Source organism: Hyphomicrobium sp. 01T421 (assembly GCF_056398805.1).
The window spans coordinates 2,991,002-3,015,963 of sequence record NZ_JBFTQC010000001.1 but is presented as its reverse complement, the minus strand read 5'-3'; the positions used below and the strand labels follow the sequence as shown (position 1 = coordinate 3,015,963).

Annotated in this window: 31 protein-coding genes; 18 read left to right on the top strand and 13 right to left on the bottom strand. The window is 59.1% G+C overall.

Going from position 1 to position 24,962, the window contains the following annotated elements:
• The first annotated feature begins 89 nt into the window (after positions 1–89).
• The 6 genes from uvrA to AC1DK3_RS14030 all read left to right on the top strand — a co-directional run bounded on the left by uvrA (position 90) and on the right by AC1DK3_RS14030 (position 7,881).
• Positions 90–3,056, top strand: coding sequence for an excinuclease ABC subunit UvrA (gene uvrA, locus AC1DK3_RS14055; RefSeq protein ID WP_477192798.1), 2,967 nt, complete (start codon positions 90–92; stop codon positions 3,054–3,056).
• 198 nt (positions 3,057–3,254) lie between these two features.
• The gene (locus AC1DK3_RS14050; protein WP_477192797.1) at positions 3,255–4,673 is read left to right on the top strand and encodes an AAA family ATPase; all 1,419 of its coding nucleotides are present in this window, start codon (positions 3,255–3,257) and stop codon (positions 4,671–4,673) included.
• Between the two features lie 51 nt (positions 4,674–4,724).
• On the top strand, positions 4,725–5,597 hold the full coding sequence (locus tag AC1DK3_RS14045; RefSeq protein WP_477192796.1) for a DUF4435 domain-containing protein: 873 nt from the start codon (positions 4,725–4,727) through the stop codon (positions 5,595–5,597).
• Positions 5,598–5,981: 384 nt separating this feature from the next.
• The gene (locus tag AC1DK3_RS14040; RefSeq protein ID WP_477192795.1) at positions 5,982–6,281 is read left to right on the top strand and encodes a hypothetical protein; all 300 of its coding nucleotides are present in this window, start codon (positions 5,982–5,984) and stop codon (positions 6,279–6,281) included.
• Positions 6,282–6,971: 690 nt separating this feature from the next.
• Positions 6,972–7,451, top strand: coding sequence for a VOC family protein (locus AC1DK3_RS14035; protein WP_477192794.1), 480 nt, complete (start codon positions 6,972–6,974; stop codon positions 7,449–7,451).
• A gap of 37 nt (positions 7,452–7,488) precedes the next feature.
• Positions 7,489–7,881, top strand: a complete 393-nt coding sequence (locus AC1DK3_RS14030) for an ester cyclase (RefSeq protein WP_477192793.1) — start codon at positions 7,489–7,491, stop codon at positions 7,879–7,881.
• Here the strand turns inward: AC1DK3_RS14030 and AC1DK3_RS14025 are convergent.
• The 3 genes from AC1DK3_RS14025 to AC1DK3_RS14015 all read right to left on the bottom strand — a co-directional run bounded on the left by AC1DK3_RS14025 (position 7,878) and on the right by AC1DK3_RS14015 (position 9,063).
• On the bottom strand, positions 7,878–8,111 hold the full coding sequence (locus AC1DK3_RS14025; protein ID WP_477192792.1) for a hypothetical protein: 234 nt from the start codon (positions 8,109–8,111) through the stop codon (positions 7,878–7,880). The genes AC1DK3_RS14030 and AC1DK3_RS14025 overlap by 4 nt on opposite strands.
• Before the next feature lie 190 nt (positions 8,112–8,301).
• Positions 8,302–8,586, bottom strand: coding sequence for a hypothetical protein (locus AC1DK3_RS14020; protein WP_477192922.1), 285 nt, complete (start codon positions 8,584–8,586; stop codon positions 8,302–8,304).
• Between the two features lie 237 nt (positions 8,587–8,823).
• Positions 8,824–9,063 (bottom strand): hypothetical protein, encoded by a 240-nt coding sequence (locus AC1DK3_RS14015; protein ID WP_477192791.1) that lies wholly within the window; start codon positions 9,061–9,063, stop codon positions 8,824–8,826.
• A gap of 127 nt (positions 9,064–9,190) precedes the next feature.
• On the opposite strand from AC1DK3_RS14015, the gene AC1DK3_RS14010 reads away from it, so the two are divergent.
• The gene (locus AC1DK3_RS14010) at positions 9,191–9,571 is read left to right on the top strand and encodes a hypothetical protein (RefSeq protein WP_477192790.1); all 381 of its coding nucleotides are present in this window, start codon (positions 9,191–9,193) and stop codon (positions 9,569–9,571) included.
• Between the two features lie 23 nt (positions 9,572–9,594).
• Here the strand turns inward: AC1DK3_RS14010 and AC1DK3_RS14005 are convergent, their stop codons facing one another.
• A complete protein-coding gene (locus AC1DK3_RS14005; RefSeq protein WP_477192789.1) occupies positions 9,595–9,960 on the bottom strand; it encodes a c-type cytochrome in 366 nt (121 codons plus the stop codon).
• 264 nt (positions 9,961–10,224) lie between these two features.
• On the opposite strand from AC1DK3_RS14005, the gene AC1DK3_RS14000 reads away from it, so the two are divergent.
• Positions 10,225–11,397: a serine hydrolase domain-containing protein gene (locus AC1DK3_RS14000; protein ID WP_477192788.1), complete on the top strand. Its 1,173-nt coding sequence runs from the start codon at positions 10,225–10,227 to the stop codon at positions 11,395–11,397.
• Between the two features lie 134 nt (positions 11,398–11,531).
• Positions 11,532–11,726: a hypothetical protein gene (locus AC1DK3_RS13995; RefSeq protein WP_477192787.1), complete on the top strand. Its 195-nt coding sequence runs from the start codon at positions 11,532–11,534 to the stop codon at positions 11,724–11,726.
• Positions 11,727–11,790: 64 nt separating this feature from the next.
• Here the strand turns inward: AC1DK3_RS13995 and AC1DK3_RS13990 are convergent, their stop codons facing one another.
• Positions 11,791–12,078, bottom strand: a complete 288-nt coding sequence (locus AC1DK3_RS13990) for a hypothetical protein (protein ID WP_477192786.1) — start codon at positions 12,076–12,078, stop codon at positions 11,791–11,793.
• A gap of 199 nt (positions 12,079–12,277) precedes the next feature.
• On the opposite strand from AC1DK3_RS13990, the gene AC1DK3_RS13985 reads away from it, so the two are divergent.
• The 3 genes from AC1DK3_RS13985 (at position 12,278) to AC1DK3_RS13975 (ending at position 14,592) form a co-directional block, all read left to right on the top strand.
• Positions 12,278–12,631 (top strand): bactofilin family protein, encoded by a 354-nt coding sequence (locus AC1DK3_RS13985; protein ID WP_477192785.1) that lies wholly within the window; start codon positions 12,278–12,280, stop codon positions 12,629–12,631.
• 165 nt (positions 12,632–12,796) lie between these two features.
• Complete coding sequence (locus AC1DK3_RS13980) at positions 12,797–13,504, top strand: carbonic anhydrase family protein (RefSeq protein ID WP_477192784.1); 708 nt, start codon at positions 12,797–12,799, stop codon at positions 13,502–13,504.
• A 242-nt stretch (positions 13,505–13,746) separates the two neighbouring features.
• The gene (locus tag AC1DK3_RS13975; protein WP_477192783.1) at positions 13,747–14,592 is read left to right on the top strand and encodes an SDR family NAD(P)-dependent oxidoreductase; all 846 of its coding nucleotides are present in this window, start codon (positions 13,747–13,749) and stop codon (positions 14,590–14,592) included.
• A 68-nt stretch (positions 14,593–14,660) separates the two neighbouring features.
• Here AC1DK3_RS13975 and AC1DK3_RS13970 read toward each other — a convergent pair whose 3' ends face one another.
• The 5 genes from AC1DK3_RS13970 to AC1DK3_RS13950 all read right to left on the bottom strand — a co-directional run bounded on the left by AC1DK3_RS13970 (position 14,661) and on the right by AC1DK3_RS13950 (position 19,001).
• Entirely contained in the window at positions 14,661–14,921 is a 261-nt protein-coding gene (locus tag AC1DK3_RS13970; RefSeq protein ID WP_477192782.1) for a hypothetical protein, read from the bottom strand.
• 304 nt (positions 14,922–15,225) lie between these two features.
• On the bottom strand, positions 15,226–16,461 hold the full coding sequence (locus tag AC1DK3_RS13965) for a GGDEF domain-containing protein (protein ID WP_477192781.1): 1,236 nt from the start codon (positions 16,459–16,461) through the stop codon (positions 15,226–15,228).
• Positions 16,462–16,798: 337 nt separating this feature from the next.
• The gene (locus AC1DK3_RS13960; protein ID WP_477192780.1) at positions 16,799–18,061 is read right to left on the bottom strand and encodes an MFS transporter; all 1,263 of its coding nucleotides are present in this window, start codon (positions 18,059–18,061) and stop codon (positions 16,799–16,801) included.
• Positions 18,062–18,105: 44 nt separating this feature from the next.
• Positions 18,106–18,393 carry a hypothetical protein gene (locus tag AC1DK3_RS13955; RefSeq protein ID WP_477192779.1) on the bottom strand — a complete coding sequence of 96 codons (288 nt, stop codon included), beginning with the start codon at positions 18,391–18,393 and terminating at the stop codon, positions 18,106–18,108.
• 20 nt (positions 18,394–18,413) lie between these two features.
• Positions 18,414–19,001 (bottom strand): hypothetical protein, encoded by a 588-nt coding sequence (locus AC1DK3_RS13950; protein WP_477192778.1) that lies wholly within the window; start codon positions 18,999–19,001, stop codon positions 18,414–18,416.
• Between the two features lie 189 nt (positions 19,002–19,190).
• Here AC1DK3_RS13950 and AC1DK3_RS13945 point away from each other — a divergent pair, with 189 nt between their 5' ends.
• Entirely contained in the window at positions 19,191–19,322 is a 132-nt protein-coding gene (locus AC1DK3_RS13945; protein ID WP_280140530.1) for a hypothetical protein, read from the top strand.
• A gap of 198 nt (positions 19,323–19,520) precedes the next feature.
• Complete coding sequence (locus tag AC1DK3_RS13940) at positions 19,521–19,643, top strand: hypothetical protein (RefSeq protein WP_477192777.1); 123 nt, start codon at positions 19,521–19,523, stop codon at positions 19,641–19,643.
• Positions 19,644–19,725: 82 nt separating this feature from the next.
• On the opposite strand, the gene AC1DK3_RS13935 is transcribed toward AC1DK3_RS13940, so the two are convergent.
• Entirely contained in the window at positions 19,726–20,760 is a 1,035-nt protein-coding gene (locus tag AC1DK3_RS13935; protein ID WP_477192776.1) for an energy transducer TonB family protein, read from the bottom strand.
• 217 nt (positions 20,761–20,977) lie between these two features.
• Here AC1DK3_RS13935 and AC1DK3_RS13930 point away from each other — a divergent pair, with 217 nt between their 5' ends.
• Both AC1DK3_RS13930 and AC1DK3_RS13925 read left to right on the top strand, forming a co-directional pair.
• Positions 20,978–21,832 (top strand): DUF72 domain-containing protein, encoded by an 855-nt coding sequence (locus AC1DK3_RS13930; protein ID WP_477192775.1) that lies wholly within the window; start codon positions 20,978–20,980, stop codon positions 21,830–21,832.
• A 109-nt stretch (positions 21,833–21,941) separates the two neighbouring features.
• Entirely contained in the window at positions 21,942–22,289 is a 348-nt protein-coding gene (locus AC1DK3_RS13925; protein WP_477192774.1) for a hypothetical protein, read from the top strand.
• A gap of 38 nt (positions 22,290–22,327) precedes the next feature.
• Here AC1DK3_RS13925 and msrB read toward each other — a convergent pair whose 3' ends face one another.
• The gene (gene msrB, locus AC1DK3_RS13920; RefSeq protein WP_477192773.1) at positions 22,328–22,765 is read right to left on the bottom strand and encodes a peptide-methionine (R)-S-oxide reductase MsrB; all 438 of its coding nucleotides are present in this window, start codon (positions 22,763–22,765) and stop codon (positions 22,328–22,330) included.
• A 622-nt stretch (positions 22,766–23,387) separates the two neighbouring features.
• On the opposite strand from msrB, the gene AC1DK3_RS13915 reads away from it, so the two are divergent.
• Positions 23,388–23,672: a hypothetical protein gene (locus tag AC1DK3_RS13915; RefSeq protein ID WP_092865184.1), complete on the top strand. Its 285-nt coding sequence runs from the start codon at positions 23,388–23,390 to the stop codon at positions 23,670–23,672.
• Positions 23,673–23,770: 98 nt separating this feature from the next.
• On the opposite strand, the gene AC1DK3_RS13910 is transcribed toward AC1DK3_RS13915, so the two are convergent.
• The gene (locus AC1DK3_RS13910; protein ID WP_477192772.1) at positions 23,771–24,208 is read right to left on the bottom strand and encodes a hypothetical protein; all 438 of its coding nucleotides are present in this window, start codon (positions 24,206–24,208) and stop codon (positions 23,771–23,773) included.
• Positions 24,209–24,502: 294 nt separating this feature from the next.
• Between AC1DK3_RS13910 and AC1DK3_RS13905 the strand changes: the two genes are divergently transcribed.
• Positions 24,503–24,958 carry a hypothetical protein gene (locus AC1DK3_RS13905; protein ID WP_477192771.1) on the top strand — a complete coding sequence of 152 codons (456 nt, stop codon included), beginning with the start codon at positions 24,503–24,505 and terminating at the stop codon, positions 24,956–24,958.
• Positions 24,959–24,962: the final 4 nt, after the last annotated feature.

The window sequence follows — 24,962 nt, the reverse complement described above, 5'->3', positions numbered from 1 at the left end:
GCCTTGAAATCCCGACGCCCGCGCATCATCTGTGAGCGCTTGCTCCGGTCGCATTGCCGCCCCAGCCCCCCTCGGGTAGACGTTACCTCATGAAATCACCTGCGAAAAAGACGCCCGCCCGCGCCGGGTCCGAATTGATGAAGACCATCCACGTGCGCGGCGCCCGCGAACACAATTTGAAAAACGTCGATCTCGAGATCCCGCGTGACGCGCTCGTCGTCTTTACGGGGTTGTCGGGCTCGGGGAAGTCGTCCCTGGCGTTCGATACGATCTACGCCGAGGGCCAGCGCCGCTATGTCGAAAGCCTGTCGGCGTATGCCCGCCAGTTCCTCGAGATGATGCAGAAACCGGACGTCGATCACATCGACGGCCTGTCGCCCGCCATCTCGATCGAGCAGAAAACGACCTCGAAAAATCCGCGCTCGACCGTGGGCACGGTCACCGAGATCTACGACTATCTTCGGCTTCTGTTCGCGCGCGTCGGCGTTCCGTATTCGCCCGCGACCGGGCTCCCCATCGAAAGCCAGACCGTCGCGCAAATGGTCGACCGCGTGCTGGCGCTGCCTGAGGGCACCCGCCTTCTGATCCTCGCGCCGGTCGTGCGCGGCCGCAAAGGCGAATACAGGAAGGAAATCGCCGAGTGGCAGAAGAAGGGCTACCAGCGCGTCAAGATCAACGGCACCGTCTACGACATCGGTGACGCGCCGAAGCTCGACAAGAAATACAAGCACGACATCGACGTCGTCGTCGATCGCGTCGTCGTCAAGAAAGACCTCGGCACGCGCCTCGCCGATTCCTTCGAGCAATCTCTGAAGCTCGCCGACGGCCTCGCCATCGCCGAATACGTCGACAAGCCCCTCTCGAAGTCCGAGACCGAAGGCGCGAACAAATCCAAAAACGATACGCACGAGCGGATCATCTTTTCCTCGCGCTTCGCCTGCCCGGTTTCCGGCTTCACGATCGACGAGATCGAGCCCCGGCTCTTTTCGTTCAACGCACCGGCCGGTGCCTGCCCGGTCTGCGACGGCCTCGGCTCCGAACTCCGCTTCGAACCGGACCTCGTCGTGCCGGACGGATCGCTGAGCCTCGAAAAGGGCGCGATCTATCCGTGGGCGAAAACCGGCGTCTCGTCTCCCTATTACGAGCAGACGCTCGACAGCCTGGCGAAGCACTACAAGATTTCGATGAAGACGCCGTGGGAGCGGCTGCCGAAGCACGTGCAGCTCGCGATCCTCTTCGGCTCCGGCGACGAAGACATCGTCTTCACCTACTGGGACGGCACGCGCAATTATTCGACCGAAAAACCCTTCGAAGGCGTCATCGGCAATATCGCGCGGCGCTTCAAGGAAACGGATAGCGACTGGGTCCGCGAAGAGCTGTCGCGCTATCAGGCGGCGCACCCGTGCGAAGGCTGCGGCGGCTACCGCTTAAAGCCGCAATCGCTCGCCGTGAAGATCGGCGGCAAGCACATCGGCGAGGTCTGCGATCTCTCGATCAAGACCGCCAACGACTGGTTCGCCGAAATCCCGAAGACCTTCACCAAGCAGCAGTCCGAAATCGCGACGCGCATCCTCAAGGAAATCCGCGACCGCCTGAAATTCCTGAACGACGTCGGCTTGACGTACCTCACGATGTCGCGTGCATCCGGCACGCTGTCGGGCGGCGAAAGCCAGCGCATTCGCCTCGCGTCGCAGATCGGCTCCGGCCTGACCGGCGTGCTCTACGTCCTCGACGAGCCGTCGATCGGCCTGCACCAGAAGGACAACGACCGCCTGCTCGAAACGCTCAAGCACCTGCGCGACATCGGCAACACCGTCATCGTCGTCGAGCACGACGAGGACGCGATCATGCACGCCGATTACGTCGTCGACGTCGGCCCCGGCGCCGGCATCCACGGCGGCCGCATCGTCGCGCAAGGCAGCCCGCAGGACGTCATGGACAACCCGGCGAGCCTCACCGGCGAATACCTGTCGGGCGTCCGCTACGTGCCGATCCCGAAGAAGCGCCGCGCCCCCGACAAATCGAAAATGCTGACCGTCACCGGCGCGCGCGAAAACAACCTGAAGGACGTCACGGCCTCGATCCCCGTCGGCCTCTTCACCTGCATCACCGGCGTCTCCGGCGGCGGAAAATCGACGCTGCTCATCGACACGCTCTTCAAGGCCGTCGCGAGGAAGCTCAACAACGCCAAGGAACATCCGGGCGAGCACGACAAGATCACCGGCATCGAGCACTTCGACAAGATCATCGACATCGACCAGAGCCCGATCGGACGCACGCCGCGCTCGAACCCCGCGACCTACACGGGCGCCTTCACGCCGATCCGCGAGTGGTTCGCGGGCCTCCCCGAAGCGAAAACGCGCGGCTACGAGCCGGGACGCTTCTCCTTCAACGTCAAGGGCGGACGCTGCGAAGTCTGCCAGGGCGACGGCGTCATCAAGATCGAGATGCACTTCCTGCCCGACGTCTACGTCACGTGCGAGGAATGCAAGGGCAAGCGCTACAATCGCGAAACGCTCGCCGTCACCTTCAAGGAGAAGTCCATCGCCGACGTCCTCGACATGACGGTCGAGGAAGGCGCAGAGTTCTTCAAGGCCGTGCCGTCGATACGCGACAAGCTCGAAACGCTCGCGCGCGTGGGACTCGGCTACATCCACATCGGCCAGCAGGCGACGACGCTATCCGGCGGCGAAGCCCAGCGCATCAAGCTCTCGAAGGAATTGAGCCGTCGCGCGACGGGACGCACGCTCTACATCCTCGACGAGCCGACGACGGGCCTCCACTTCCACGACGTCGCGAAACTGCTCGAGGTGCTGCACGAGCTGTCCGACGCGGGCAACACCGTCGTCGTCATCGAGCACAACCTCGAAGTCATCAAGACGGCCGACTGGGTTATCGACCTCGGCCCCGAAGGCGGCGACGGCGGCGGCACCATCGTTGCAGCCGGCACCCCCGAGGACGTCGCCAAGACCAAGGAAAGTTACACCGGGCAGTATCTGAAGCCCGTCCTCGCGCGAAAGCCCAAGCCCGCAAACAAGAAACTGGCAGCGGAGTAAGTTACCCTCCCCCTTGCGGGGAGGGTGGCGCGGCGTGTTGGGGGCCTACTCGTGAGGATGGGATCATCGAAAAGATCCATCGCTAATTAATCCTCTGTCCAGCGTTCTCACGACTCCATCTGTGGTTGCAATATGTTCCATCTTATGATGTTAGTTCTTCGCAAAGTCATATTGCTTAGCATTTGAGGGAGGATGTCTGTGGCAAATGGAGCTGAACCCCTCATTAGCTTTCAACTCATTGGACTTCACGGATACAAAAACATCCGGCTCGATTTTCAGAGCAAAGCAAAAATCGTAATCGCCGAAAATGGCGCTGGAAAAACGATATTTCTGTCATCTCTAGACGCATTTCTCTCCCGAAATTTCACCAAACTTTCCAATCTTCAATTCGATCGAGTGGAATGTGAACTCGCGGGATTATCGGGCCCGCTGATACTTCATCGAAATCAATTACAAACAATCAGCGATGAAGCCCAAAACGAACTTCGAGAATTTGCGGGGTATGCAGACGCGGATGTAGCCGACGTGCGCGACGCCATCCTTCAATATCAAGACCAAGATTTTCGTGAAGTGCCAATTCTTCAGCGAGTATGGGCAAATTCGCCGTGGTCATCTGACGAGACAATAGATCGTATTCATCGGCTTCAAACGAACCTCAATGTTGAACAATCGGATGAAGCAAAGAGCGTCAGTTCCACGCTCAAAACCGTCTTGGGATCGACTGAAATACTGTATTTACCCACATATCGCCGTGTAGAACTTTCTCGATCCAAAAGCGAGAATCGTCGCCACCGCGCCCGCCTACAACGCTTGCGTAGGAGATCTTTTCCAGAGGAACCATTTGAACAACCTCTGTCTACGTCGGGCATCAACTATGGCCTAGCTGACGTCGAAGACAGATTAGCCCATCTTACCGAATACATTCAACGTAGGTCCAATATCGGTTACCGCGAAATTAGCGCGGCTATTATCGATGATTTGCTCGCAGGACGCTTTGCAGTTCCTGGCGCGCAGAATGAACCTCTTCCAGAAATTGATTCGCTGCGATTATTTTTCTCTCGAATCGAGCAGTCACCAAACGACGCAGAGCAGCGACTCGAGGCTATTGCGGAGCTTTATAACAGCGACCAAATAAATAACTTTGGCAACGAACCCTTGCGTTATTTCCTGACCAGACTCGCGAAGGTGGTGAACCAAACTAAAGAGCTCGAATCGGACATAGAAAAATTCGTTCAGATTTCGAACGAATATCTCAGCCACTCTGGTGACCAGAAGCTGCTTCAATACGATTCAACTCAGATGAAAGTTAAAGTCATCAACGTGTGGACAGAATCAGAAATCCGGCTCGACGATTTATCCTCAGGAGAGAAGCAGGTCATTTCTTTATTTGCTCATCTTTACCTCAGTCAAAAAAAGAAAATCGTTCTGATCGATGAACCAGAGCTGTCATTGTCAATAGAATGGCAGAGACGGCTATTACCAGACGTTGTTCACTCGCCGACTTGCCTCCAGCTGTTAGCGATTACACATTCTCCCTTTGTTTTTGAAAACGAATTAGATGCGTGTGCGAGTCCGCTAGACGTGACAAAAGTCAAAAAAGAGAAAATGGGCAACTGAATGTCGTCCTTGGTCTCAGCTTTGAGGCAGAGCAGGAAGAGCCCTGCGGTATTGAAAGCGGAAATACTTGGTGTTCGGTCGCGTGAAAAGACGAAACCGATCTTTGTCTTCGAAGGATCCGAAGACATCGGACCTTATAGTGTTTGGATTTCGAGATGCGACGATTCAATCTCTTTCGAGCCTTTGACGGCAAACGGGAAAGATCAAATACTTACTTTTAGATCAAAAATTGCACCGCAAGAAACCTTCCTCAGCACCGGGATATATTTTTTCGTCGATCGGGACTTTGATGATTTGAAAGGATTCGAACAATCTCCCGAAATTTTTATGACCAGCATGTACTCCGTTGAAAATTACCTAGCATCGCAAAGCGTCTTGGAAAGCATTCTTTTAGATGAATTCAAATGTGCCGGTGAACAAATAGACAAGGCAATTTCTACCTTCTCGGTCGCCATGCAGAGTTTTTTTGAAGCAATGACGGCGGCAAATAGGCGTATTTTCTACGCACGTCATCTTTCAATTGGGGTTTCGGGCAGCGGAATCGATAATCAGTTGTCAAAATACGTCGTCACAGAGCTTAAATCTGCTAAGACGGTTGCAAATTCCGACGCCTTAAAGGGCCTTATCCCGCTTAATCGTGAGCCCGACGCCGAAGAACGGAGTAAATTGGATCCATTGTTCAATAGATTGGACCCACCTTCACGGCATAGAGGAAAATTTATTCTAGCGTTTTTTTTGAAATGGATCGATCTATTAGCCAAGGAAAGATCCGAAGGGACAAATCAAATATTCGGGAAGTCTGTTCGACTTCGCTTTTCAACACAGCAGCTCAGCATGCGTTCGCTTGCGACTAGGTCCCGAATACCGGACGGCTTAAATAATTTTCTGATGCTCGTTAGCAAGGAAATTGCGGCGTCTCGCTGAGAGCTATGGCGCGAATTCAGACTTCAGTTGCGTTCGCCGCGCGGCTCCCTACAAACGCTATCACACTCAAAAATCTTATCCCCGCCCTCCGTACACACCTCATAATCCCCTCACCCATCCGGCAAGGGCATCGCGCGAGGATTCTCTGAAGGCGCTTCAGATGCCCACACGCATCCGCGCGTGCGCGGCGCTCGGATGGGGCAGCCTCACCCGCGAGCCCTTACTTGTCTGCTTCTGACCCAAATCGAACACGCATCGATGGCATGCGGTGCGCCCCATAAATCGCAGTGCGGAAAATATCTGTGCCGGCAACGGTCCTTTACTTGGCAACTGCCAAGCACTCGACTAGCGTTCGAGTAGATTTGTCCGCACCGGGGGGTTGCAATGCAGGTTTTCAAGTCAGGCTTCGTGGCCGCGATTATGGCGTTCGCACTTTCGGCGACGGCTCAGGCGGCCGAATGTACCAAGGTCGCAGCCATTGGCGATAACTTCACCCACGATTTGGCGGTGCTGTTCTCCCACAACGCACTTAAGAATACGATCGCCGGGAAAGGGCTTATACCGAAGGGGCCAGTGAAAACCACCTGCAATTCAGGCTCGGCGATGATTGAGTGTTACTCCTCGCAGATGGCCTGTAAGGGCGGGACGCCCGCGGCCTGCTTAGGCCCCTGGCTTTGCTTCTGAACCCGGCACTAGACCGTGCCCTCGTTTTGAATCTGTTCTTGCGGCGCGAGCCTCGCAGTTATGCCGGCCACTATCCGAAATGATGCATCGGGCGCTCTGGCCCGAAGCGGACCACTTAACCCCGCGCTCTCTATTTGCACCCAGCACCTTCTACCTCCCCCCAAAAAAAATCTTATCCCCGCTCTCTCACTCTCCCACATAATCCCCTCACCCATCCGGCAAGGGCATCGCGCGAGGCGTCGCGTGGCGTTCGGATGGGGCAGCCTCACCCGCTCGCGTCACGCGCGCGATGCGGACAAGGCGGAAGGCAGGCCCGCACGGCATGAGAGAAACCGTGTGCGGACCATCCCGCTTCCTTAAGTGACCTGCCGGAACCCTGTTCTTTGGCTGTCACGGAGCGGACCGGTTCCGAAACGAACCTTGCGAAGACCCTACGCCGCGGAACCCGTCCGCTTCGTGCTTATCTGTTGGTGCTGGCGACTCCCCTCCGGGGAGCCGGCCGCCAGCACACGCCTATTGCGTCGTTCTTCGCATCTGAACACGAACGAACCCACAAGCCACGCGCAACCGGCCGGCTCGCGGAACGCGAGTCGGTTGCGCCAAATAAAATGTCGGAACCGGCCGGGTGAGACCGTCTTAAGAAAACCAAGCGCTTGCGCAAATAGAGACGTCTTCAGGGAGGATAAACGCATGACCAAGCCCAAAAACACAATTTGCGTCTGGTACGACAAGGACGCCGAAGCCGCCGCCCGCTTCTACGCGGCGACGTTCCCAGACAGCACGGTCGGCGCCATCACCCGCGCGCCAAGCGATTACCCGTCGGGCAAGAAGGGCGACCCGCTGGTGGTGGAATTCACCGTTGCCGGCATCCCGTGCATGGGCCTCAACGGCGGCCCGGAGATAAAGCACAACATAGCGTTCTCGTTTCAGATCGCGACCGACGATCAGGAGGAAACCGACCGCTATTGGAATGCCATCGTCGGCACGGGCGGTAAGGAGAACGCGTGCGGGTGGTGTAGCGATAAATGGGGCGTCAACTGGCAGATCACGCCGCGCGTGTTGACCGAGGCGCTGGCAGTCGGCGGCGACGAAGCAAAGCGCGCCTTCGAAGCCATGATGACCATGCGGAAAATCGACGTCGCCGCCATCGAAGCCGCCCGGCGCGGCTGATGCCATTGCTGAAGGGCGCGAACGAAAGGAACACTTGATGTCCCCAGCCGAGACCAGTGAGCACTACCGCAAGTACATCGATGCGCTCAACACCGGCCGCTTCCGCGAGCTTGCGCCCTACCTCAACGACGAGCTGACCTACAACGGCCGCAGGCTGACGCGCGAGGACTACCAGAACATGATCGCGAATGACCACGACGCGATCCCCGACCTGCACTTCCACGTCGACCTGCTCGTCGTCGACGGCGACGACATAGCTTGCAAGCTCGACTTCAACTGCACGCCGGAAAAGGAATTCCTGGGCCTGAAGCCTAACGGCCGGAAAATCTCATTCTCCGAGCACGTCTTCTACCGCCTGCGCGACGGCCGTATCAGCGAAGTCCGCTCCCTCATCGACCGCGACGCCGTCGCGAGGCAATTCGCGAATTAATACCCGCCGTTCTGGATATGGCGATGGCTGCGGCCGCTCTGAAGGTCATGGCCGCTGCTCGTGCCCCATCTGCGCAGCATCGCGCGATCGCGCGGCGACAAAGGCGATCCCGTTCGCGCCTTTGCGCGAGCCGCCTCGACACTGGCAATCGTATCCGCTTGAACCGTCGGAGCGAAGAACGATGCCAAGATCAACGCGGCGCCCGCAGCAGCTGTCCAATTCCGTTTCATCACTGAACTCCTTATCGCGTGGCCGGCCACGTTTTGTCAGGCCGGAGTGCCTGCGCATGTGTGCTCTTGATAGCGTTGCCAACTCGAACGCCTCGCGACCGTTCCAACCAAACGGACGGGCCGTCGCGCAAACAAAAGAAAAGCGGCGGACCAGAAGTCCGCCGCCTAGATCAATTCAATTTCGATGCAATTAGTAGTCGTACGGTCCGTAATATCCGCGCGGACCAACGTACACGCTGACGCCCGGACCATCGTAGCCGTAGCTGTAGTCGTAACCGCGATAGCCGCGCCAGGAATCATCGTTGCCGCCGTAGCGGCGCAGCTGCTCGCGATCCTGCCGGTTCAAATATCTGCCCTGGCGCTCCTTCGCACGCGCACCTTCGACGCCTGCGATCGAGTCCGCCTGCGCCATAGGGGCAACGAATGCCACCATCAATGCGGCCGCTGCCGCAGCTGTCCAATTCCGTTTCGTCATTGCGCTCACTGTGTCTCTCCGACTGTTCGGTTAAGCAGGCGTTGACATGCCCGCGCATACTGTTGGCAACGCGATGCGCCCGCCCCTGTTCCAGCCACTCGGGCGGCGGAAAGACACACCAGCGATGCGGAATGACTATGCCCCCGCATTTGCGCGAGAAATTACCGGCGGAGCAATCGCCACCCCGCTCGGAACCTCGCCGCCATTTCATTGAAAAGCGCTATATCTGTCGACGTACTATCTGTAGCCGCGTTCGGCGGCATGGCGACGGGCCCGGCGATACTCGAAATCACGGTCGCCGCCGCGCCAGGTCTCGTGCTGGCCACTGAAACGCTCCGCGGGGTGACGGTACCGGTGCTGATACGCCTTAGCGCGCGCAGCGCGCGCCGCGCTTGCACCCGTCGCCGCCTGCGCGGCGGGTGCAACTAACATGACGATCAACAGGGCACCCGCCAAAAGCCGCCAATTCCATATCATCACTGAACTCCTTGTCGTATCTATCAGCCACGGCTAAGCAGGCGGCTGAAAATGTCGTCGCCAACCGTTTCCGCAATGGCATTTGGGCACTACTGGCGGAAAAGACAGACTTAGGGGGAGAACAACAATGACCGGATTAGCAGGCCGCTTCTTCGCATCCGCGCTGATTTACGCCGTGCTCGGCATGACGCTCGGCCTCGTGATGGGCATGACGGAAGACCATTCTCAAATGCCGACGCACGCGCACATTCTCGTCGTGGGCTGGGTCAGCTTCGCGCTATTCGGATTTTTCTATCATCTCTTCCCCGCCGCAGCTAAGAGCCGCCTCGCAGCCGCCCATTTCTGGCTGGCAGAAGCGAGCCTGCTGGTCATGCTCGTCGGCCTCGTCCAGATCTTCATGGGACGCACCGAAGCGGGCCAGCCCTTCGCTGCGGCAGGCTCCACCGGACTGTTGGCGTCGATGATCCTTTTCGCGATCGTCGCCTGGCCGTCCCTGCGCCGCGCCTAAGGGAAACTCCTGAGGGTAACGCGCTATTTGGCGTTCTCTTTCGCCTTCAGGCTGTTGAGGTAAGTCACGATCGCATTGACCTCATCCGCCTCGAAGGTGAATTCCGGCATGTCCGGATGCCCGGAGACGATCCCCTCGGCGAGCGATTCCTCGAGGTCTTCGACCGGATAGCGCTCGACGACGTCGCGGAACGGCGGCGCCTGCGGATGCGGACTGGCACCCGTCAGTCCGAGCGCGTGGCATCGCGCGCAATTCTTCTCGAGGATCGCCAGGCCTTTTGCGGCAGCGTCATCATCATCATCCGGCGGCGCGGCAAAGCCTGGCGATACCGCGGCGAGCGTGCCGAGCGCCATTACGGTGATCAGGATACAATTGCGAAGATTTCCCATGCCTGCCCCCTGTTTTCCCTCTGTCAGGTTGCGTTGCCCTTTGTCGAGGTGACCCTAACCGCGTCGCGCCCGACACATATTGATCTTGGACAATCCATATAAGACCCCGTCGCATATCCAAGGCCGTTTCTGGCATTCCTCGCGTTTCAGATACCCTCGAACGATGTCGTTTTAACCGGCGCTAAACCAAACCCCGATCGGACCGGCCGTCGGCCGGGACAGCGTGTAGCATTCCGAGCTATCGTCACAAAAAACGGGTGTTTCATGCGCGTCATTTTCACCGTCCTCGCAATGCTCGTCGGCTTGAATTCCACGGCACCCGCGCTCGCCGAAGAGAACCTCAACACGATCCTCGATCCCATCCGCACCAAATATCAGCTGCCGGCCCTCGCAGCCGCGGTGGTCAAGGACGGAAAGATCGTCGCGGCCGGCGCGGTCGGCGTCCGCGTTTCGGGCAGGGACGCGCCGGTGACGGTCGACGACCGCTTCCATCTTGGCTCCGACACCAAGGCGATGACGGCGACGCTCGCGGGCATGCTGGTCGATGAAGGCAAGCTTCGCTGGGACTCGACCGTCAGCGAGGTGCTGGGCCCCGTCATCCCCGGTCTCCGGCCAAAATTTGGCGCCATCACGCTCGGCCAACTTCTCTCGCACACGGGCGGCGTGGCAGCTGACAACGACGAGATCGGCAGGCTCTACTTCGACGCGGACGCGCACGACCACTCGCTCACCGATTGGCGTTTGCGAATGATCAAGGACTGGGGCTCGAAGCACGATCCGAGCTTTGGAAATTCGGGCAAATTTCAGTACGCGAACCTCGGCTATGTCATCGCCGGCGCTATGATCGAGAAGGCTTCCGGCAAGCCTTGGGAGCGGCTGATGTTCGAGCGTATTTATATGCCGCTCGACCTCAAGACCGCGGGCCTTGGCGCGCAAGCGACGTTCGGCGAGTACGACGCTCCGGTCGGCCACCGCGTCGACTACAAGGGCAAGGTGACCCCATTCCCCTGGGGCCAACCGGCGGATCTTCCAAGTTCCCTCGGCCCCGCCGGGCTCGCGCACATGAGCATCAAGGATTTCGCGACCTGGGCCGGATGGAACGCAGGCGAAGGCAAGCGCGGACCGGCGCTCGTCAAGCCGGAGACGCTGAAGCGCATCCATCAGCCGGTCGTTGACATGGAGATCAAGAACCCGAAGCCCGGTACACCGAAGACCGGATCCTACGCACTCGGCTGGGGTCTGTCGAAGTTCGACTGGTCAGATAAACCACTGCTGACGCACAACGGCTCGAACGGCATGAACTTCGCGTCCGTCATTGTTGATGTCGATCGTGACTTGGCGATTGTTGTGGCGACAAATATCGCCGGTCCCAGAGCCGATCCCGCCACGCTGGAGGTGATGAAGACGCTCTATGCGAAATATACGCGAAGTATGTGAACGACAGGGCGCGTGCTAAACGAAGATAACCAGCCGAACGCGGACAAATGTCCCGATCTAAGATAGAAATGTCCCGCCGTTGCGCATCGACGGGCCGCCTTGCAATATTTCCTCAGCCATCTCGGACCCACGCCATGTTCCACCTCCCCTTCTGGCAGCGGCTTCTCATCACCGTCATTGCAATGCTGTTCGTGAGTTGGATTGCCGGCCGCGTGTGGCTCGCCATTCTCAACTTCCCGTTGCCGAGCTACATCGGAGGATTCGTCGGCGGCCTGACCGCTCTGCCGGTATGGGAATTCCTAAAGCGGATCAGACCCCACGAGGCCTAGCGCGCGGCCAGCGACGGTCGCGAAACGCGACAGAGAACCGGGCCGCCGCGCGCCACCAAAATTTCTAATCCCGAAGCACCGAGCGGATCTGCTCCTCGTATTGCTTCACCGCGTCGAGCGCCCGCGCTTTCATCACAGGATCTGACCCCGCTTTCGAGGTGAAGCCCTCGATTGCCGCGCGCGCGTTGGCCACGATCGTGGTGGCGGATGCCTGTGGGTTCATCTCGCGGCTGGCGATTTTCTGCAGGAGCTGCGTGAGGATGACGCCCGTGGCGAGCGACAGCCCCGAGAGCTCGGCGATCTCGCGCTTCAGATCCGCGATTGCCGCGTTCGTATTGGTGTTGTCCGCCATGACTATCAAGACTCCTTTTAGTGCCGGTTTCCGGGCGGTTGCTAATACGATTGGCTGCGAGCGCGCAAGCGGAGTTGCAAGCGGCCGCGAAAACAATTTGAGGCGAGACGTCACATCGTTCAGTCAGGCCCGAAATTCGCCACCAATCTTTCCAAAAGTGCCCGTGCGGAAAACGTGATCAGCTAATGGGGCGATATCAATGAACGAGCGAAAGCCGGGAAACATCGGCCGCACGCTTTCCATCCCACGCACCGCGACGATTGAAGGCGGCGTAGATTACCCGGGACCCGTCGTCATCGATGGGACCGTCCTCGGCGACGTTAATTGCCTCTCGCTCATTGTCACAGAACGCGGCGTGATCGAAGGAACGATCAAATCCGAGGAGGTGACCGTAATGGGCGAGGTCACGGGCGAGATTTTCGCAAACCTGCTGACGCTCAAGGCCGCCTGCTCGGTCAACGCTGACATCGTGCACAAGAGGCTATTGCTGGAAAACGGCTCGTTCTTCGAAGGCAAATCGCGCCGTCACACGGACCCGCTGCGATTGCTATAGCGGCGCCAGCCGGCGGCCGGCTCGACCAAACCGGTTGGCACTTAAGCTCAATCTGACAAAAAGAACTCACCTGCCGCCGCGAACTGGTGCATACAGTGCTTCGGGGCAGCGGCGCACCGTTCAAGCTTATGCGGGCTGATTCCTCTTCGAACCAAGGGGGATGCCATGTTTTCACGTCGCCAGTTCTGCCGCAGCGGAGCTATCGCTGCGAGCCTGCTTACACTCGACCGGGCCTTCGCGGCGGGGCAGTGCGAGGCGTTTACGAAAGCCCGCCAGGCGGCGATCACGCCTGATGAAGCCTTGGCGGGGCTGAAAGCGGGAAACCAGCGCTTCGTCTCCGGGAAGACGCTGAATTGCAATCTCATGAAGCAAGTACACGCCACGGCAACCGGGCAATACCCGGCGTCCATCGTGATCGGATGCATCGATTCCCGCGTACCCCCTGAACTCGTGTTCGATCAGCGCATAGGCGACATTTTCAGCGCCCGCGTCGCCGGCAATGTCGTCAACGACGATATCATCGGCAGCTCGGAGTTCGCGACCAAGCTCGCAGGCGCCAAACTGATTGTTGTGCTCGGCCACAGCGAATGCGGCGCCGTCAAAGGCGCGATCGACGGCGCCAAACTTGGGATGTTGACGGAGCTGCTCGCAAAGATCGCTCCCGCAGTTGAAGCCAACAACGATGCGCCGGGGGAACACACGGCGAAGAACGATGATTTCGTCCAGCGCGTGGCCGTCTCGAACGCCAAGCTCGGAGCCGAAAATCTCACGAAAAAGGGCAGCGTCCTCGCTGATCTCGTCGCCGCAAAAGAGTTGAAAATCGTCTCCGCGATGCACGACATCGCAACCGGCCGCGTCACCTTTCTCGACTAAGGCCGGCGACTGGGGCCAGCCATCGCGCCGGGGAGTCGGCCGCTTCACACCCAACCTGTGAGCCGGCGGGTCCACAGTCAAGGCGTTTCGCGACCGACACCGCGACGCGGAAGCCAGTGAGCCAGACTTAAGCACGTGTGCGACGCGGGCCTCTGTTCCCCAGGTAACAGCGCGACCTCGCCCCCGACCCGTTGCTGACGTAATCTCTTGGACGACACTAACCCGCGAGAGGTCTTTCGATCATGCCAACAGTTCTCGTCACCGGAACGTCGTCCGGCTTCGGTCTGGTGACGGTTGTCGAGCTTGCAAAACGCGGTTGGGACGTCGTCGCCACCATGCGCGACCTCACGAAACGCAACGAGCTCGACCGTGCGCTGGCTGCCGCGGGTGCGAGCGCTAACGTCCGGATAGAGCAGCTCGACGTAACCGATCCGCAGTCCATCGACCGCGCGGTCGCGAGCCTCGGCCTCCCTGATCGCACGCTCGATGCCGTCGTCCATAACGCCGGCGTCGCGGTCGGCGGCGTGTTCGAGGATTTGGACGAACAGCACGTGCGCCACGTGATGGAGGTCAATTATTTCGGAGTACTGGCGCTGACGAAACGCTTGCTCCCGGCGTTCCGCGCTCAGCGGCACGGGCGGATCGCCATTATCTCGAGCGAAGCTGCCTTCGCTGGCATGCCAGCCAACTCACCATACACGGCATCCAAATGGGCGATAGAAGGATGGGCGGAGTCCCTCGCCTACGAGGTCGAGAACTTCAATATCGATATTATATTGATCGAGCCCGGAGCGTACAAAACGAGCATCTGGGAAAGTTCGCCGCGCATCTTGCCAAAGACGAGCCCCTACTTTCCCATGCTGCACCATCTCGAGGTTACGGTTGATGCATATGTCGCAAAATCTGCACGGGACCCGGTAGAGGTCGCCAAAGCTGTCGCCAATGCTCTTGAGACCCCGCGGCCCAAGTTTCGCTATCCGGTCGGGCCGACGGCGAAATTCATGCACTTCGCGCGTGGCAAACTGCCAAGCACGCTCGTGCGTAAAATCTTCAACCGGTTTTTTTCTCTGAATAAGGTCCGCTGGTGATCCGGACACAGCAACCCGCCGCCCGCTGACAGCAGGCGGCGGTCGTCGAATATCTTCGAACCAGCTAACTATTGGTGCTCGCGCTTGTAAAGCTCGATGTCGGCCTGCGTGACTTCGCTCGACTTACCGAGCGCATGAATGCAACTCTCGGTCAGCATTTTGCGATGTTCGCGCATGCACTGTCTCGCGGCTTCCGAGCCGACTTTGTTCTGGCTGCAATAGGCTGCGTAGTCGGAACTACACGCATCCTTGACAGCTTGGCTCACCGCGAAAGCACAACCGGACGACAAAGCAAGCGTCACCGCCGCAAAAATTGCGAGCCTCTGCATCTTCGATCTTCCTTCAAAACTATTCCCCAGAGGCAACGCAAATGACGTGACGTTGTTCCGCGGTCAATAGCGACAAACAGAAACGCAACATGGCAAGAGGGATGTGAAGAAAATCGCACGCGTCACACGCATGTTAGAAAACGGCTGATGCATGAAGAATGCGCATATGCATGCATGGAAGTTTAGCATGACGCCGCGAAGGCAGCACACGCCGGTTAGCTATCGCGCATTGGAGTAGGCAGTCTCTTCGAATTCAATTCGATGCAAATGCGCGCGGCCTGGACTTATCGGCACAAGGAGAATTTCACTTCGAACGAAGTTTGCGATCCGGCATCTCGACGATGTCTGCGCTCGGCAGACGTGGCGAAACCTGATTGCGCCCGTTGCGCTTCGCCGCATATAGCGCCGTGTCTGCAGCGGCAATGATAACGCCAACTCGGATCTCGCGGCTGACAAAGGCGGACGCGGCGCCCATGCTCACGGTCACGACTTCGCCCAATGGCAGCGCAGGATGCGGAATTGCGGCGTCTTCGATCGCGCGCCTGATGCGCTCCGAAATTCGGACGGCTGTGGCAAGATCTATCCCGCGCAGAACGAGAATGAATTCTTCCCCGCCGAACCGGAACGCCGCATCGACGTAATCGCGAAGCTCACTCTGAATGATGCCGGCGACGCGCTTCAGGCAAACATCCCCTGCCTGATGACCTGCGGTGTCGTTGAATGACTTGAAGCGGTCGATGTCGACCAGCACGATGGCGAGTTCCTGCCCGGCAGCCTTGCTCTGGTTGCAAGCCTCTATCACTTCGTCGAGCGAGCGGCGGTTGCGAAGACCGGTCAACGGATCGCGACGGGTCTCGAGGTCGAGATCGCGGCGCTGCAGACGTCCGCGCAGAGACAGAAGAAAGTTCATCCGCATTTCACGTTCGAGCACGTACGAGGCGAAGATCGACAGGACGACGGCACAGCCGAAAACGGCATTCGACGAGATCTGATATTCCAGGGGGTAGGCGGGAAGCATCGCCAAGGCGGCGGCGTGGATTGCGAAACACCCGAGACACGCCGCGACCGCGTACCAGAAGCGAACCCGCTCAACCATCGTCACGAAAAGCAGGATCAGGATGATGACTTGGTGCTGAGCGTCGTGGTGCTGACCGTGCGCGACCTGCATCAAATAGAAGTTGCTCCCCGCTCCAAGGATGACGGCGCCTCCCACCACGAGCAATTCGCGCACGGCGACGGGTGGATTGAGGTAGAGAGCCGCGATTATGAGCAATGCAATCGGCGTAACGACCCCGAGACGCACCCACACCGCTATTTGAAAAGTATCGGGCACCGTCAGCCGGTCCGATATCAAAAACAGATTGTAAAGTACGATGCCGAACAAGCCGCCGATAGCGAGTTTCCGGCACCGCTCGGCGGCGCCTTCGCGTTCGAATGCGGTCTCGAGCCGCCGGGGGAACATCAACAACGGGAAGCCAGAGTCAATCGTCCGCTCGACGATCGTCGAGTCGATGCCGGCAGGGATAGAATCGCCCGTCACTCGGTCCACCACACGCAAAACTCTGCCCGGCTCATCAGCATGAGCAAAACCAACGGTAAGACCGGCGCATTAATAGGAGGTACACAGAAGAGCTAAGCCTGGAAGCCGGCGAGCGCCAAGCGGCCTCATTTACGAAATATCGGAACTTAGCTGAAGCCGGTTCAGAACTGGCCCCGCCGATGGCGCCAGAAACTTATGATGTCTTTCAATACGTTGAGAAAGCCAACACCGCGTTCCGCTCCAACTGCCGCGGCCGCTTTCCACTTATCGCTGTTCAGATTACATCGCCGCAACCGCAGGGTATTTTTGGAATAATGCTTGCGCGAAGCTTAAGGTCCTAGCGAGCCACGGCTTCATCAACCGCGGTGCCGGAGGATTGCTGCCGCCGCCCTGCCGGCTTGACCATCAAAAGTAAAAGACCCGCTACCAGGATCATCCCGCTCGCATACTGAAACGTTGCGCTGAACGGAACCTGCTGCTCCTTCAACCGGCCCCCGACGTACGTCATGACACCGCCCGCAGTCGTCCCGGCGAAGTTCAAAAGCCCGTACGCCGTGGCTCGAAAGCGAAAATCGACGACCGTGCACACGGCCGGCATCAGGTTCGCATCGAGAAACCCTTGCGACATGCCCGCGACGACGATGCAGGCGAGAATGACAGGAACATATTCGACGGCTCCCATCAAAAAGAGGAAGGGCGCCGCAATGATAAATCCGATGGCCGGGACAAGTGCACGTGCCCGCACATTCCGACCCGCCCACCAGTCGGAAAGATTGCTCGCAATCAGCATTCCAAAGAACGCCGCGCCGTTGAACGTCATCGGACCATAAACGCCCGCCCACGCCGGTTCGACACCGAGTTCCGCGCGGAAGAATTCTGCAAGCCAATTCCGTACCGGCCAATAAGCGGCGCCATCGAGCACGTTCATCGCAAGGAGCAGCAGAAAACCCGGCGTCGACAGCAGCGTCGAGAACGCGGCGCCGCCCTTCGAAGGAACGTCCACATCCTCAGGCGCCGTCGACTGCGCGCCGTCGGACGAAGCCGGGAAAATGATCGTCAGCAAAAGCGCGTACGCGACGCCGATGGCTCCGATAACGAGAAAGACCGCGCGCCAGCCGAACGCTTCCGCCATGAAGCCGCCAAGGCCCCCGAGCACCGATCCCGCGTACACCCCGCTGAGATGCAAACCCGTTGCCCGGCTGCGTGTCGGTCCGCGGTGATATTCGACGATCAACGCCACGGCGGCAGGCATGTAGAAGGCTTCGCTGACCCCAAGCGTCGCGCGCGCTAGAAGCATGCCTTCGAATGAACTGACGAGCCCGCTGGCAACCGTGGCGACCGACCAGACAACGAGACTGGCCAAAATAACGGGCTTCTTCCCGACCCGGTCGGCGACATAGCCCGCGACAGGCGAAAAGATTCCGTAGACCCAGAGAAAGACGGACGACAGCAGGCCGAATTTCTCGTCACCCAGCCGAAGATCGGCCTTGATCGGACCGGGCATCGTCACGACGAGCTGCCGGTCGAGATAATTGAGCAGCGCGACAGCCCACAGCATGCCGACAATCGCCCACGCTACGCGGCTTGCTTTTGCTGTCATTCCCCACGCCCAAGACCCCGCAGCGACTTACGCCGAAGCCGCCCTCACCGCAACCGGTAGCAGTTATGGAATACGCGGGGCGATCGCGTGACGTCGTACCCGGCGAGGCATTGGACGAGGTAATTTTCGTTGGGCTTCTTGAACAGAATGAAGGTCGACCGGTTGTCGAAATTGCTCGCGTAGCCCGCGATCTCCCAGCCCGACTTCAGGAGCTCTTCAATTGATCCGGCGGATTCTTCCGAGACGGCATCGGCGTAGGCCGCAGTAGCAGACACGACCGGCGCGATCAGAATTCCCGCAATCAATGCGGCGCACGTCATCCGAGCAAACATTGAACACCCTCCCGGCTAGGTCAGCCGTCGGAAGCAAATACCGCGGGTGAGCCCCGGCTCCGGCCACCCAAAGGTAGCATATTGAGACCAAGCAATCCCGCGACCGCGGTCTGCCATGGGACCAATAAGACCGCGCCGCTGTCATATGTATTCGTCATCGGCAACAACAAGCCGAGAACAGCACCCGCCGCGACAGTGCTGAGGAATGCGAGCTTGGTTCTTAGCGAAGGCACGTGGAATGCTGCTCCGGTCCAGGTGATCCCGGCGCCGACAGCACCCGCGACGAAGCCCGCAACATAGGACTTCAGCGCACTGGGCCCCGTCGCCTCGAACAACGGCCCGTCGATCTGGATGGCGACGTTGACCGCCGCTTCCCACGCGATCCACGTTGCCAGGACGACAGTGAGCGCGCCGGCGACGGATGCCGTGCTAAAGCGCCAGACGCCAAAACCCACGACCAGGCCGAACCACAGTCCGGTGAGAACGAGGTAGATGCCGGGGTGCGGAGCCGCGCCGTAGTTGCCACCGATCAGCTGGCTGCCGGTCAGCCCGGACAACAATCCGAGAACAGATAGAATGAAGGCGGGATGGCGAAGAAGCACTGACATGCAGAGCACTCGCGACGATGAGAACGGATCGGATTAAACCGAGCCACAATGGCTGGAGCATGGTCGAGAGAAGGCGGACGCCGGTTATTCAGCGCACTTGGTAACCTGGGAACAACCTTAATCGACTAGACGTTAGTCGACTGCATTCATTCACCTACCCACCGCAGTCAGCACACCGGGAGAAGACCAATGAAAGTCGCCGCTCTTGGAATATGCATTGCCGCGTTGATGCTTGGAGCCTGCCGTCGCGAGACGCCGGAATACACACCGATGAAGCTCGGTGGACCAGCATCGGTTTCTCAAGACGCCCCGCAGCGCTAATCGCATTTTGAAATCGCATAGTGCAGCGCCGGCGCCACGCGTTGAGCGTATCGTCGACGCTGCTTCACTTTGACTATTGAGACCAAGCCTGAGTCGAACTTACCCTTGTCTCAACGTCTGAAGAAACTTTTCGAGGTCACGCACAAGTTGGATCGACGGCGGATTATTCGCTGCATCGATGAACGATTTGGAGCGATCATGACGGAAAAGACCGACGCTATCTTCCTCCTTGCTCTCCTCATTTTGACGATTGTCGGATTGGCCGTTTCGTCGGCCACGCACGCAGAGAACGCAAGCTTCCCGACGGAATATCTTCGCTGATCAATTCTTATTGCAGCGCATGACCGGAAGCGCGAACGGCGCCCCGTGCTTCGTCGTCAAACCGCACGACGAATGAACGATCTCAGTCGTAGATATACGTGACCATGAACGTGCGGTCGGCGAGATTGGAACCGGCAGGCGGTATCGGATAGCTCGTCTGCTTCGCGGCGAACACGACGTCCTGGCTGAGCGACGGATCCTTCGCGCCGGACAGCAGCTTCACCTCGACCACGTTCCCGCTTTCCGAAAGCAGAATCCTGACCGTCACGCGGCCGAGCGCCCCTGTGAGCTGCGGCATCGTCTGTTGCAACGCGCGGATAACTGCCCGGGCAAACGCATCATTGAGGCCCGATCGCGTGATGCCGGGCGGCCGCTGGAATGCGGCTCCGCCCCCGCCCCCGAATGACGGCGCCATCGGTGTCGAAAGATCGAGAGCCGCGAGGTTCTTCTTTTGTGGCTTCACGGGCGGTTTGGACGCCGATTTGTTGGGCGTCGGCTTTTTGGTCTCGGGCTTGGTTTCGGGCTTAGCCTCCGGCTTCGGCGTCGGCTTATCGTTGCTATGCGCCTTCGAAGGATCTTCCGTCTCCAGCGAGAAGAGCTCCGGAGGGATGCTATCGGGACTGACTTCTTCCGGCTTGGCCGCCGCCTCCTCAGTGGGCTTCACCGGGTCCGGCTCCGCAACCTCCTCCGGCACATCCGGAGGCGTCTCAGGCTGCGGCTTCTCCTGCTTTTGCGGCGGAGGGGGAGGTTCAGGCTGAGGCTCTTGCTTGGCTTCTTCCGGCTTTGGAGTTGGAACCGGCTGCGGCGGTGGCTGAGCTTCCTGCGTGGGTGCCTGCGGCCCGGGAGGCGGCGTCACCGGCTCGTCGGCCATCGCGCGGCTCTTGAGATCGGCTTCCGTCACCAGCGAAACGCTGATTGCATCGTCGGCGCCTTTTTCGCTGCCCAGACGCTTGGCATTGCCATTGTGGACGGCGCTGATGAAAAACGAAGCGTGAAAGATCAGAGCGCAAACCAGCGCGATGTAGAAATTGCGCTCGCGATTCGACGTGCCCGTGCCCCAGCGCGTGAAGCCCGCAACAGAAAGACCAGCCGTTTGCGCCACATCCTCGGCAGTCATGTTTCTAAGTTTGATCCCAACGGTAGCAAACTCTTCTTGCCCCGGCCCGAACCAGGAATGATAATTGATCGGCGGAAAAACGCCGAGATGGCATATCCGCGATTATCTTTGATGCGCCCCGAGGTCGCGGGAAAAACCGTTCCATCCAAACTAGGCGATTCGCTGGACCCGATGATTGACGTTCCTTACATCGAGAAAACGGCACGGGCCTCGCTCGATGCCCCGTAAAAGCGCAACCGCCAGTATTCGCGCCAGTATCCGCGCCGGTATCGGCGGATGGACATTCGAACGGTGGCGCGGCGTGTTCTACCCTGACGGCCTTCCACATTCAAAAGAGCTGCCATACGCCAGCCACCATCTCGCCACGATTGAGGTCAACGGCACCTACTATCGCACGCAAAAACCGGCGACGTTCGCAAGCTGGTACAAGGAAAGTCCCGATAATTTTGTCTTTTCCTTGAAGGGCCCCCGTTACACGACGAACCGCCGCGTCCTGGCGGAGGCGGGGGAGTCGATCTCGCGTTTCATCGATTCCGGCATAACCGAACTCGGAGCGAAGCTCGGGCCCCTGCTCTGGCAATTCGCGCCAACAAAAAAGTTCGACGAAGCGGACTTCGGCGCTTTCCTCGATCTCTTGCCAGCGAAGATCGGCGGGCTCAAGTTGAGACATGCGGTCGAACCGCGCCACCCTTCGTTCTGCACGCCCGAATTCATAGAACTCGCGCGGAAGAAATCCGTCGCCATCGTCTTCGCCGATCACGCGACTTACCCCGCGATCGCCGACGTCACGGCCGATTTTGTTTACGCGCGGCTACAGAAAGGCAATGACACGATCCCGACGGCATACAAGCCGAAGGCGCTCGGCGAGTGGGCCGAACGCGCGAAGGTTTGGGCATCCGGCAGCGTGCCGCAAGATATTCCGACGATCGATCCGAAGAACAAGCCCCCGCAGAAATCGCGCGACGTCTTCGTCTACTTCATTCACGAAGGCAAAGTCCGCGCCCCGGCTGCGGCAATGGCCTTTCAAGAGTTGGTCTCGCCATCAGGCAAAGCTGGAAAGCCTCGCGCCTGATCCCGAACGCTATCGGTCGTTCCTCGAGGAACAGGCAGATAATGGTCCTCCGCCCATAACCGCTTGCGCGCAGCTGAGGCTGCTGCCGTGGCGGTCAGGAGATTACCCGATGCTCAGCAACTTCGAAGTCGCGCTTTATTCGTTTTCATTCGTCCTGTTGCCGCTCGCGCTTTACTCGCTGGCGACCGGCTCGGCGCCGCCCGAAAACACTCGGCTGAGAACGTACTACCGCGCCGAGAAGTACCTTGGTCCCACAGGAAACGTCATGCTCGTGGCGCTATGCGGCGCCAATCTCACAAAGCTTGCTATGAATTTCGGGTTCATCCCAGAAGCCAGTCCGGATCTCGACGGACTGATAGCCACGCCCTTCTTGATACTGATGGTCGCTTATTTGGTTCTCTGGATCCGGGCGATAAGGAAAGTTCGCCGGCACGAACACGACGACACGCACGCGTAAGCGGGAACACGCACAAGCGGAAGAAATGCCCGCGCGTTTTACTTCTTTCCCGTCGCTTCGGTTCCACCGGCGCTGCCGTCGCCGGCCTCGTCGAGATTGAGGCAGACGGAGTTGATGCAATAGCGCTTGCCGCTCTCGGTCGGGCCGTCGTCAAAAACGTGGCCGAGATGCGAGCCGCAACGCGCACATGTGATCTCGGTACGAACCATGCCGTGAGTGGAGTCGGTATGATATTCGACCGCGCCCGGAAGCGCCTCGTCGAACGACGGCCAACCCGTGCCTGAATCGAATTTCGCGTCCGACGAAAACAGCGAGTTGCCGCACGCCGCGCACGTAAACGTGCCGTCGCTGTCGACTTCCAGATACTCGCCTGTGAATGGCGGCTCCGTACCCTTTTCGCGCAGCACCCGATACTGCTCGGGAGACAATCGCTTCCGCCACTCAGACTCGTCCATCGGCATCGTTTTCTTGTCCATGCGCCTATATCGTCCAACCACTGTTGACCTTCAAGTGCATACGCTTGGACGTTGGCCGCCGTTACCGGCGGGCTCGCCAATCCGGGCGGCGAACGTAGAAAGGTCTGTCCGGAGGCGGTGTCGCGAAACAGGGGCGCGAATAACAGCCGCTCGGCCAACCCCACCGGTCCATGAGATCCGCATTTTCAGGCGTCAGTCGACCGGAGCGGTACTCCGCACGTGCGTGCTCGACGTCAAATATCGAATCCCCGCTCGCGGCGGCATTCGAAAGCAGTACCGGAAGCACCAACGCGGTCGCGATACGAACAGCGGTCCTCATAGCTCACCCATTCACCTGGTTGTTTATCAGCGAAAATGCCCCTCGTCGCGAGCATCACAATGAATCTAGCGCGACCGCCGCAAGCCCCGCTGCCGCAAGCCGAAACATGGTGAGCAATTCGTTTCGCCGGGACGTTACAGGGGATGAAAACATCAGGATTGGCATAAGCCCACCGCCGTGGAACATCGGTAAATGCCTCGCCTATGCCACGTTGAGGGAGCGAATCTGGTAAATAGGGAGAATAAATCCGGGGCTCCGTGGCGAACGCCGTGCCCCTTCGCCGAAACTCAAGAGGAGCACATAATGTCGGACCGGACCCAACTCGCGATTGGACGCAATTCGATATCCGTACCTCGAATGACGAAAAGGCTCGTTGAAGCCGTCATTGCAACGGGACTGACATCGCTGGTCGCGTTCGCCATTCTGGTATTGAACAACGTGCTGACGAACCGGGGCGGATGGCTCGAAGGGTTCGATGTCTGGCGCGCGTTCATGCGTCAGCCGGCAATCCTGGGAACGATGTTTCTGACGGCCCTCGTCACCGTGATGTTTCTCACTTGGCAGCGCGACCGCCTCACGAAGCGCTGAGACCGGCCGCACAATCGTCAGAAAACAAAAACGGCGAGATTTGATCTCGCCGTTGCCGTTTCAGGAGAATTGTTCGTCAACAGAAGCTGCGGCGTTGATTACTTCTTCAGCGACGCGTTGCACTGGCTGTAATAGCCGCCGCCCTTCTGGATCCACTTGAGCCCACCATTGCCGTTGTTCGCCTTGTTGGCCCTGTATTGATCGAGGCAGGTGTGCATACGGGCCTTGCCCGCCGTTTCCTTGGAATACTTTGTGTCGATTGCCTTGGGGAAGACAGCAGCGCCGCCTGCGGCCGGTGCAGTCGTCTCGGTTTTGGCTGCGGGCTTTTCCTCGGTCGTTGCCGGAGCAGCCGCGTCAGCCGCGGCGCATTCCTTCTTGCGGAATTCGCTCCAGGTCTCGCCGTTCAAAGTGCCGGCAGACTTCGCTGCCTGGTACTTCACGCTGCATTCTTTGGTCGATAGTGCAAAGCTCGGGCTCGCGCCCACGGCGACGAACGCCGCGAACACTGCTGCCGAAACCAGAAAGCGTGACGTCATCTGAATTCTCCTTGGACGGCGCGATGAAGAAGCCGGCCCGCAAAAAACTATATCCCCGCCCAGCAGCAAAGACAAAGACAGGTGTTGCGCTTTCGCATGCCCGGCCACGATATAAGCATTCGGCGATACTGCGGAAATGCGGATTCGGGTCTACTTACTAAAAAGTATAGGCGTAGCCCTCATTTTCGGACAAAGGGAAACTGGTCGAGCCTGTGCCAAACCGTTCCCATGCCGGGATGCGGATCAGGTGCGGAACACCATCAACTTGCCGATACAATTGACGTGGAGGAAGCGATGTCCCTTGGGCGTCAAAAGGGCCTGGGATCTCTAATCGGTGCGATAGCGGCGAGCATGGTCTGGGGGAGCATGTGCTGGGAAGCGGCTGCCGCCGAGCCTCCGGAGGACATCGTGGGCACCACCCGCGCAGCCGTTGCTACCGCCCGCTTGACGCCGCGAGACACCGGGTCCCGCTACGGTCAGGCGTTGGGCGCCTCTGAACTCTGCACGGGTGCAAAGGTAACCGACAAAGCGTCGGCGCTCCCCGCCCTCTATGCGGACGCCGAACTCGAGGAATTCAAGGCGCAGCAAAAGAAGATCTACGACGCCTGGATCAGGGTTAAACATTGCGTTCGCGAGGAAGATCCGAACCAGTGCAAGGTCATCATCGATGAAAGCTGCGCAGCAGCCTTGACGGAGATCGGCCCCAAGGGCACGGCCTTCCCGGGATTGTTGGAATTTTCCCGGCCTTGATAGG

Coding starts and splice junctions, on each gene's coding strand:
- uvrA (WP_477192798.1), top strand. CDS start 90: ATGAAATCACCTGCGAAAAAGACGCCCGCCCGCGCCGGGTCCGAATTG.
- AC1DK3_RS14040 (WP_477192795.1), top strand. CDS start 5,982: ATGCAGGTTTTCAAGTCAGGCTTCGTGGCCGCGATTATGGCGTTCGCA.
- AC1DK3_RS14035 (WP_477192794.1), top strand. CDS start 6,972: ATGACCAAGCCCAAAAACACAATTTGCGTCTGGTACGACAAGGACGCC.
- AC1DK3_RS14030 (WP_477192793.1), top strand. CDS start 7,489: ATGTCCCCAGCCGAGACCAGTGAGCACTACCGCAAGTACATCGATGCG.
- AC1DK3_RS14025 (WP_477192792.1), bottom strand. CDS start 8,111: ATGAAACGGAATTGGACAGCTGCTGCGGGCGCCGCGTTGATCTTGGCA.
- AC1DK3_RS14020 (WP_477192922.1), bottom strand. CDS start 8,586: ATGACGAAACGGAATTGGACAGCTGCGGCAGCGGCCGCATTGATGGTG.
- AC1DK3_RS14015 (WP_477192791.1), bottom strand. CDS start 9,063: ATGATATGGAATTGGCGGCTTTTGGCGGGTGCCCTGTTGATCGTCATG.
- AC1DK3_RS14010 (WP_477192790.1), top strand. CDS start 9,191: ATGACCGGATTAGCAGGCCGCTTCTTCGCATCCGCGCTGATTTACGCC.
- AC1DK3_RS14005 (WP_477192789.1), bottom strand. CDS start 9,960: ATGGGAAATCTTCGCAATTGTATCCTGATCACCGTAATGGCGCTCGGC.
- AC1DK3_RS14000 (WP_477192788.1), top strand. CDS start 10,225: ATGCGCGTCATTTTCACCGTCCTCGCAATGCTCGTCGGCTTGAATTCC.
- AC1DK3_RS13995 (WP_477192787.1), top strand. CDS start 11,532: ATGTTCCACCTCCCCTTCTGGCAGCGGCTTCTCATCACCGTCATTGCA.
- AC1DK3_RS13990 (WP_477192786.1), bottom strand. CDS start 12,078: ATGGCGGACAACACCAATACGAACGCGGCAATCGCGGATCTGAAGCGC.
- AC1DK3_RS13985 (WP_477192785.1), top strand. CDS start 12,278: ATGAACGAGCGAAAGCCGGGAAACATCGGCCGCACGCTTTCCATCCCA.
- AC1DK3_RS13980 (WP_477192784.1), top strand. CDS start 12,797: ATGTTTTCACGTCGCCAGTTCTGCCGCAGCGGAGCTATCGCTGCGAGC.
- AC1DK3_RS13975 (WP_477192783.1), top strand. CDS start 13,747: ATGCCAACAGTTCTCGTCACCGGAACGTCGTCCGGCTTCGGTCTGGTG.
- AC1DK3_RS13970 (WP_477192782.1), bottom strand. CDS start 14,921: ATGCAGAGGCTCGCAATTTTTGCGGCGGTGACGCTTGCTTTGTCGTCC.
- AC1DK3_RS13960 (WP_477192780.1), bottom strand. CDS start 18,061: ATGACAGCAAAAGCAAGCCGCGTAGCGTGGGCGATTGTCGGCATGCTG.
- AC1DK3_RS13955 (WP_477192779.1), bottom strand. CDS start 18,393: ATGTTTGCTCGGATGACGTGCGCCGCATTGATTGCGGGAATTCTGATC.
- AC1DK3_RS13950 (WP_477192778.1), bottom strand. CDS start 19,001: ATGTCAGTGCTTCTTCGCCATCCCGCCTTCATTCTATCTGTTCTCGGA.
- AC1DK3_RS13945 (WP_280140530.1), top strand. CDS start 19,191: ATGAAAGTCGCCGCTCTTGGAATATGCATTGCCGCGTTGATGCTTGGA.
- AC1DK3_RS13940 (WP_477192777.1), top strand. CDS start 19,521: ATGACGGAAAAGACCGACGCTATCTTCCTCCTTGCTCTCCTCATTTTG.
- AC1DK3_RS13935 (WP_477192776.1), bottom strand. CDS start 20,760: ATGACTGCCGAGGATGTGGCGCAAACGGCTGGTCTTTCTGTTGCGGGC.
- AC1DK3_RS13930 (WP_477192775.1), top strand. CDS start 20,978: ATGCCCCGTAAAAGCGCAACCGCCAGTATTCGCGCCAGTATCCGCGCC.
- AC1DK3_RS13925 (WP_477192774.1), top strand. CDS start 21,942: ATGCTCAGCAACTTCGAAGTCGCGCTTTATTCGTTTTCATTCGTCCTG.
- msrB (WP_477192773.1), bottom strand. CDS start 22,765: ATGGACAAGAAAACGATGCCGATGGACGAGTCTGAGTGGCGGAAGCGA.
- AC1DK3_RS13915 (WP_092865184.1), top strand. CDS start 23,388: ATGTCGGACCGGACCCAACTCGCGATTGGACGCAATTCGATATCCGTA.
- AC1DK3_RS13910 (WP_477192772.1), bottom strand. CDS start 24,208: ATGACGTCACGCTTTCTGGTTTCGGCAGCAGTGTTCGCGGCGTTCGTC.
- AC1DK3_RS13905 (WP_477192771.1), top strand. CDS start 24,503: ATGTCCCTTGGGCGTCAAAAGGGCCTGGGATCTCTAATCGGTGCGATA.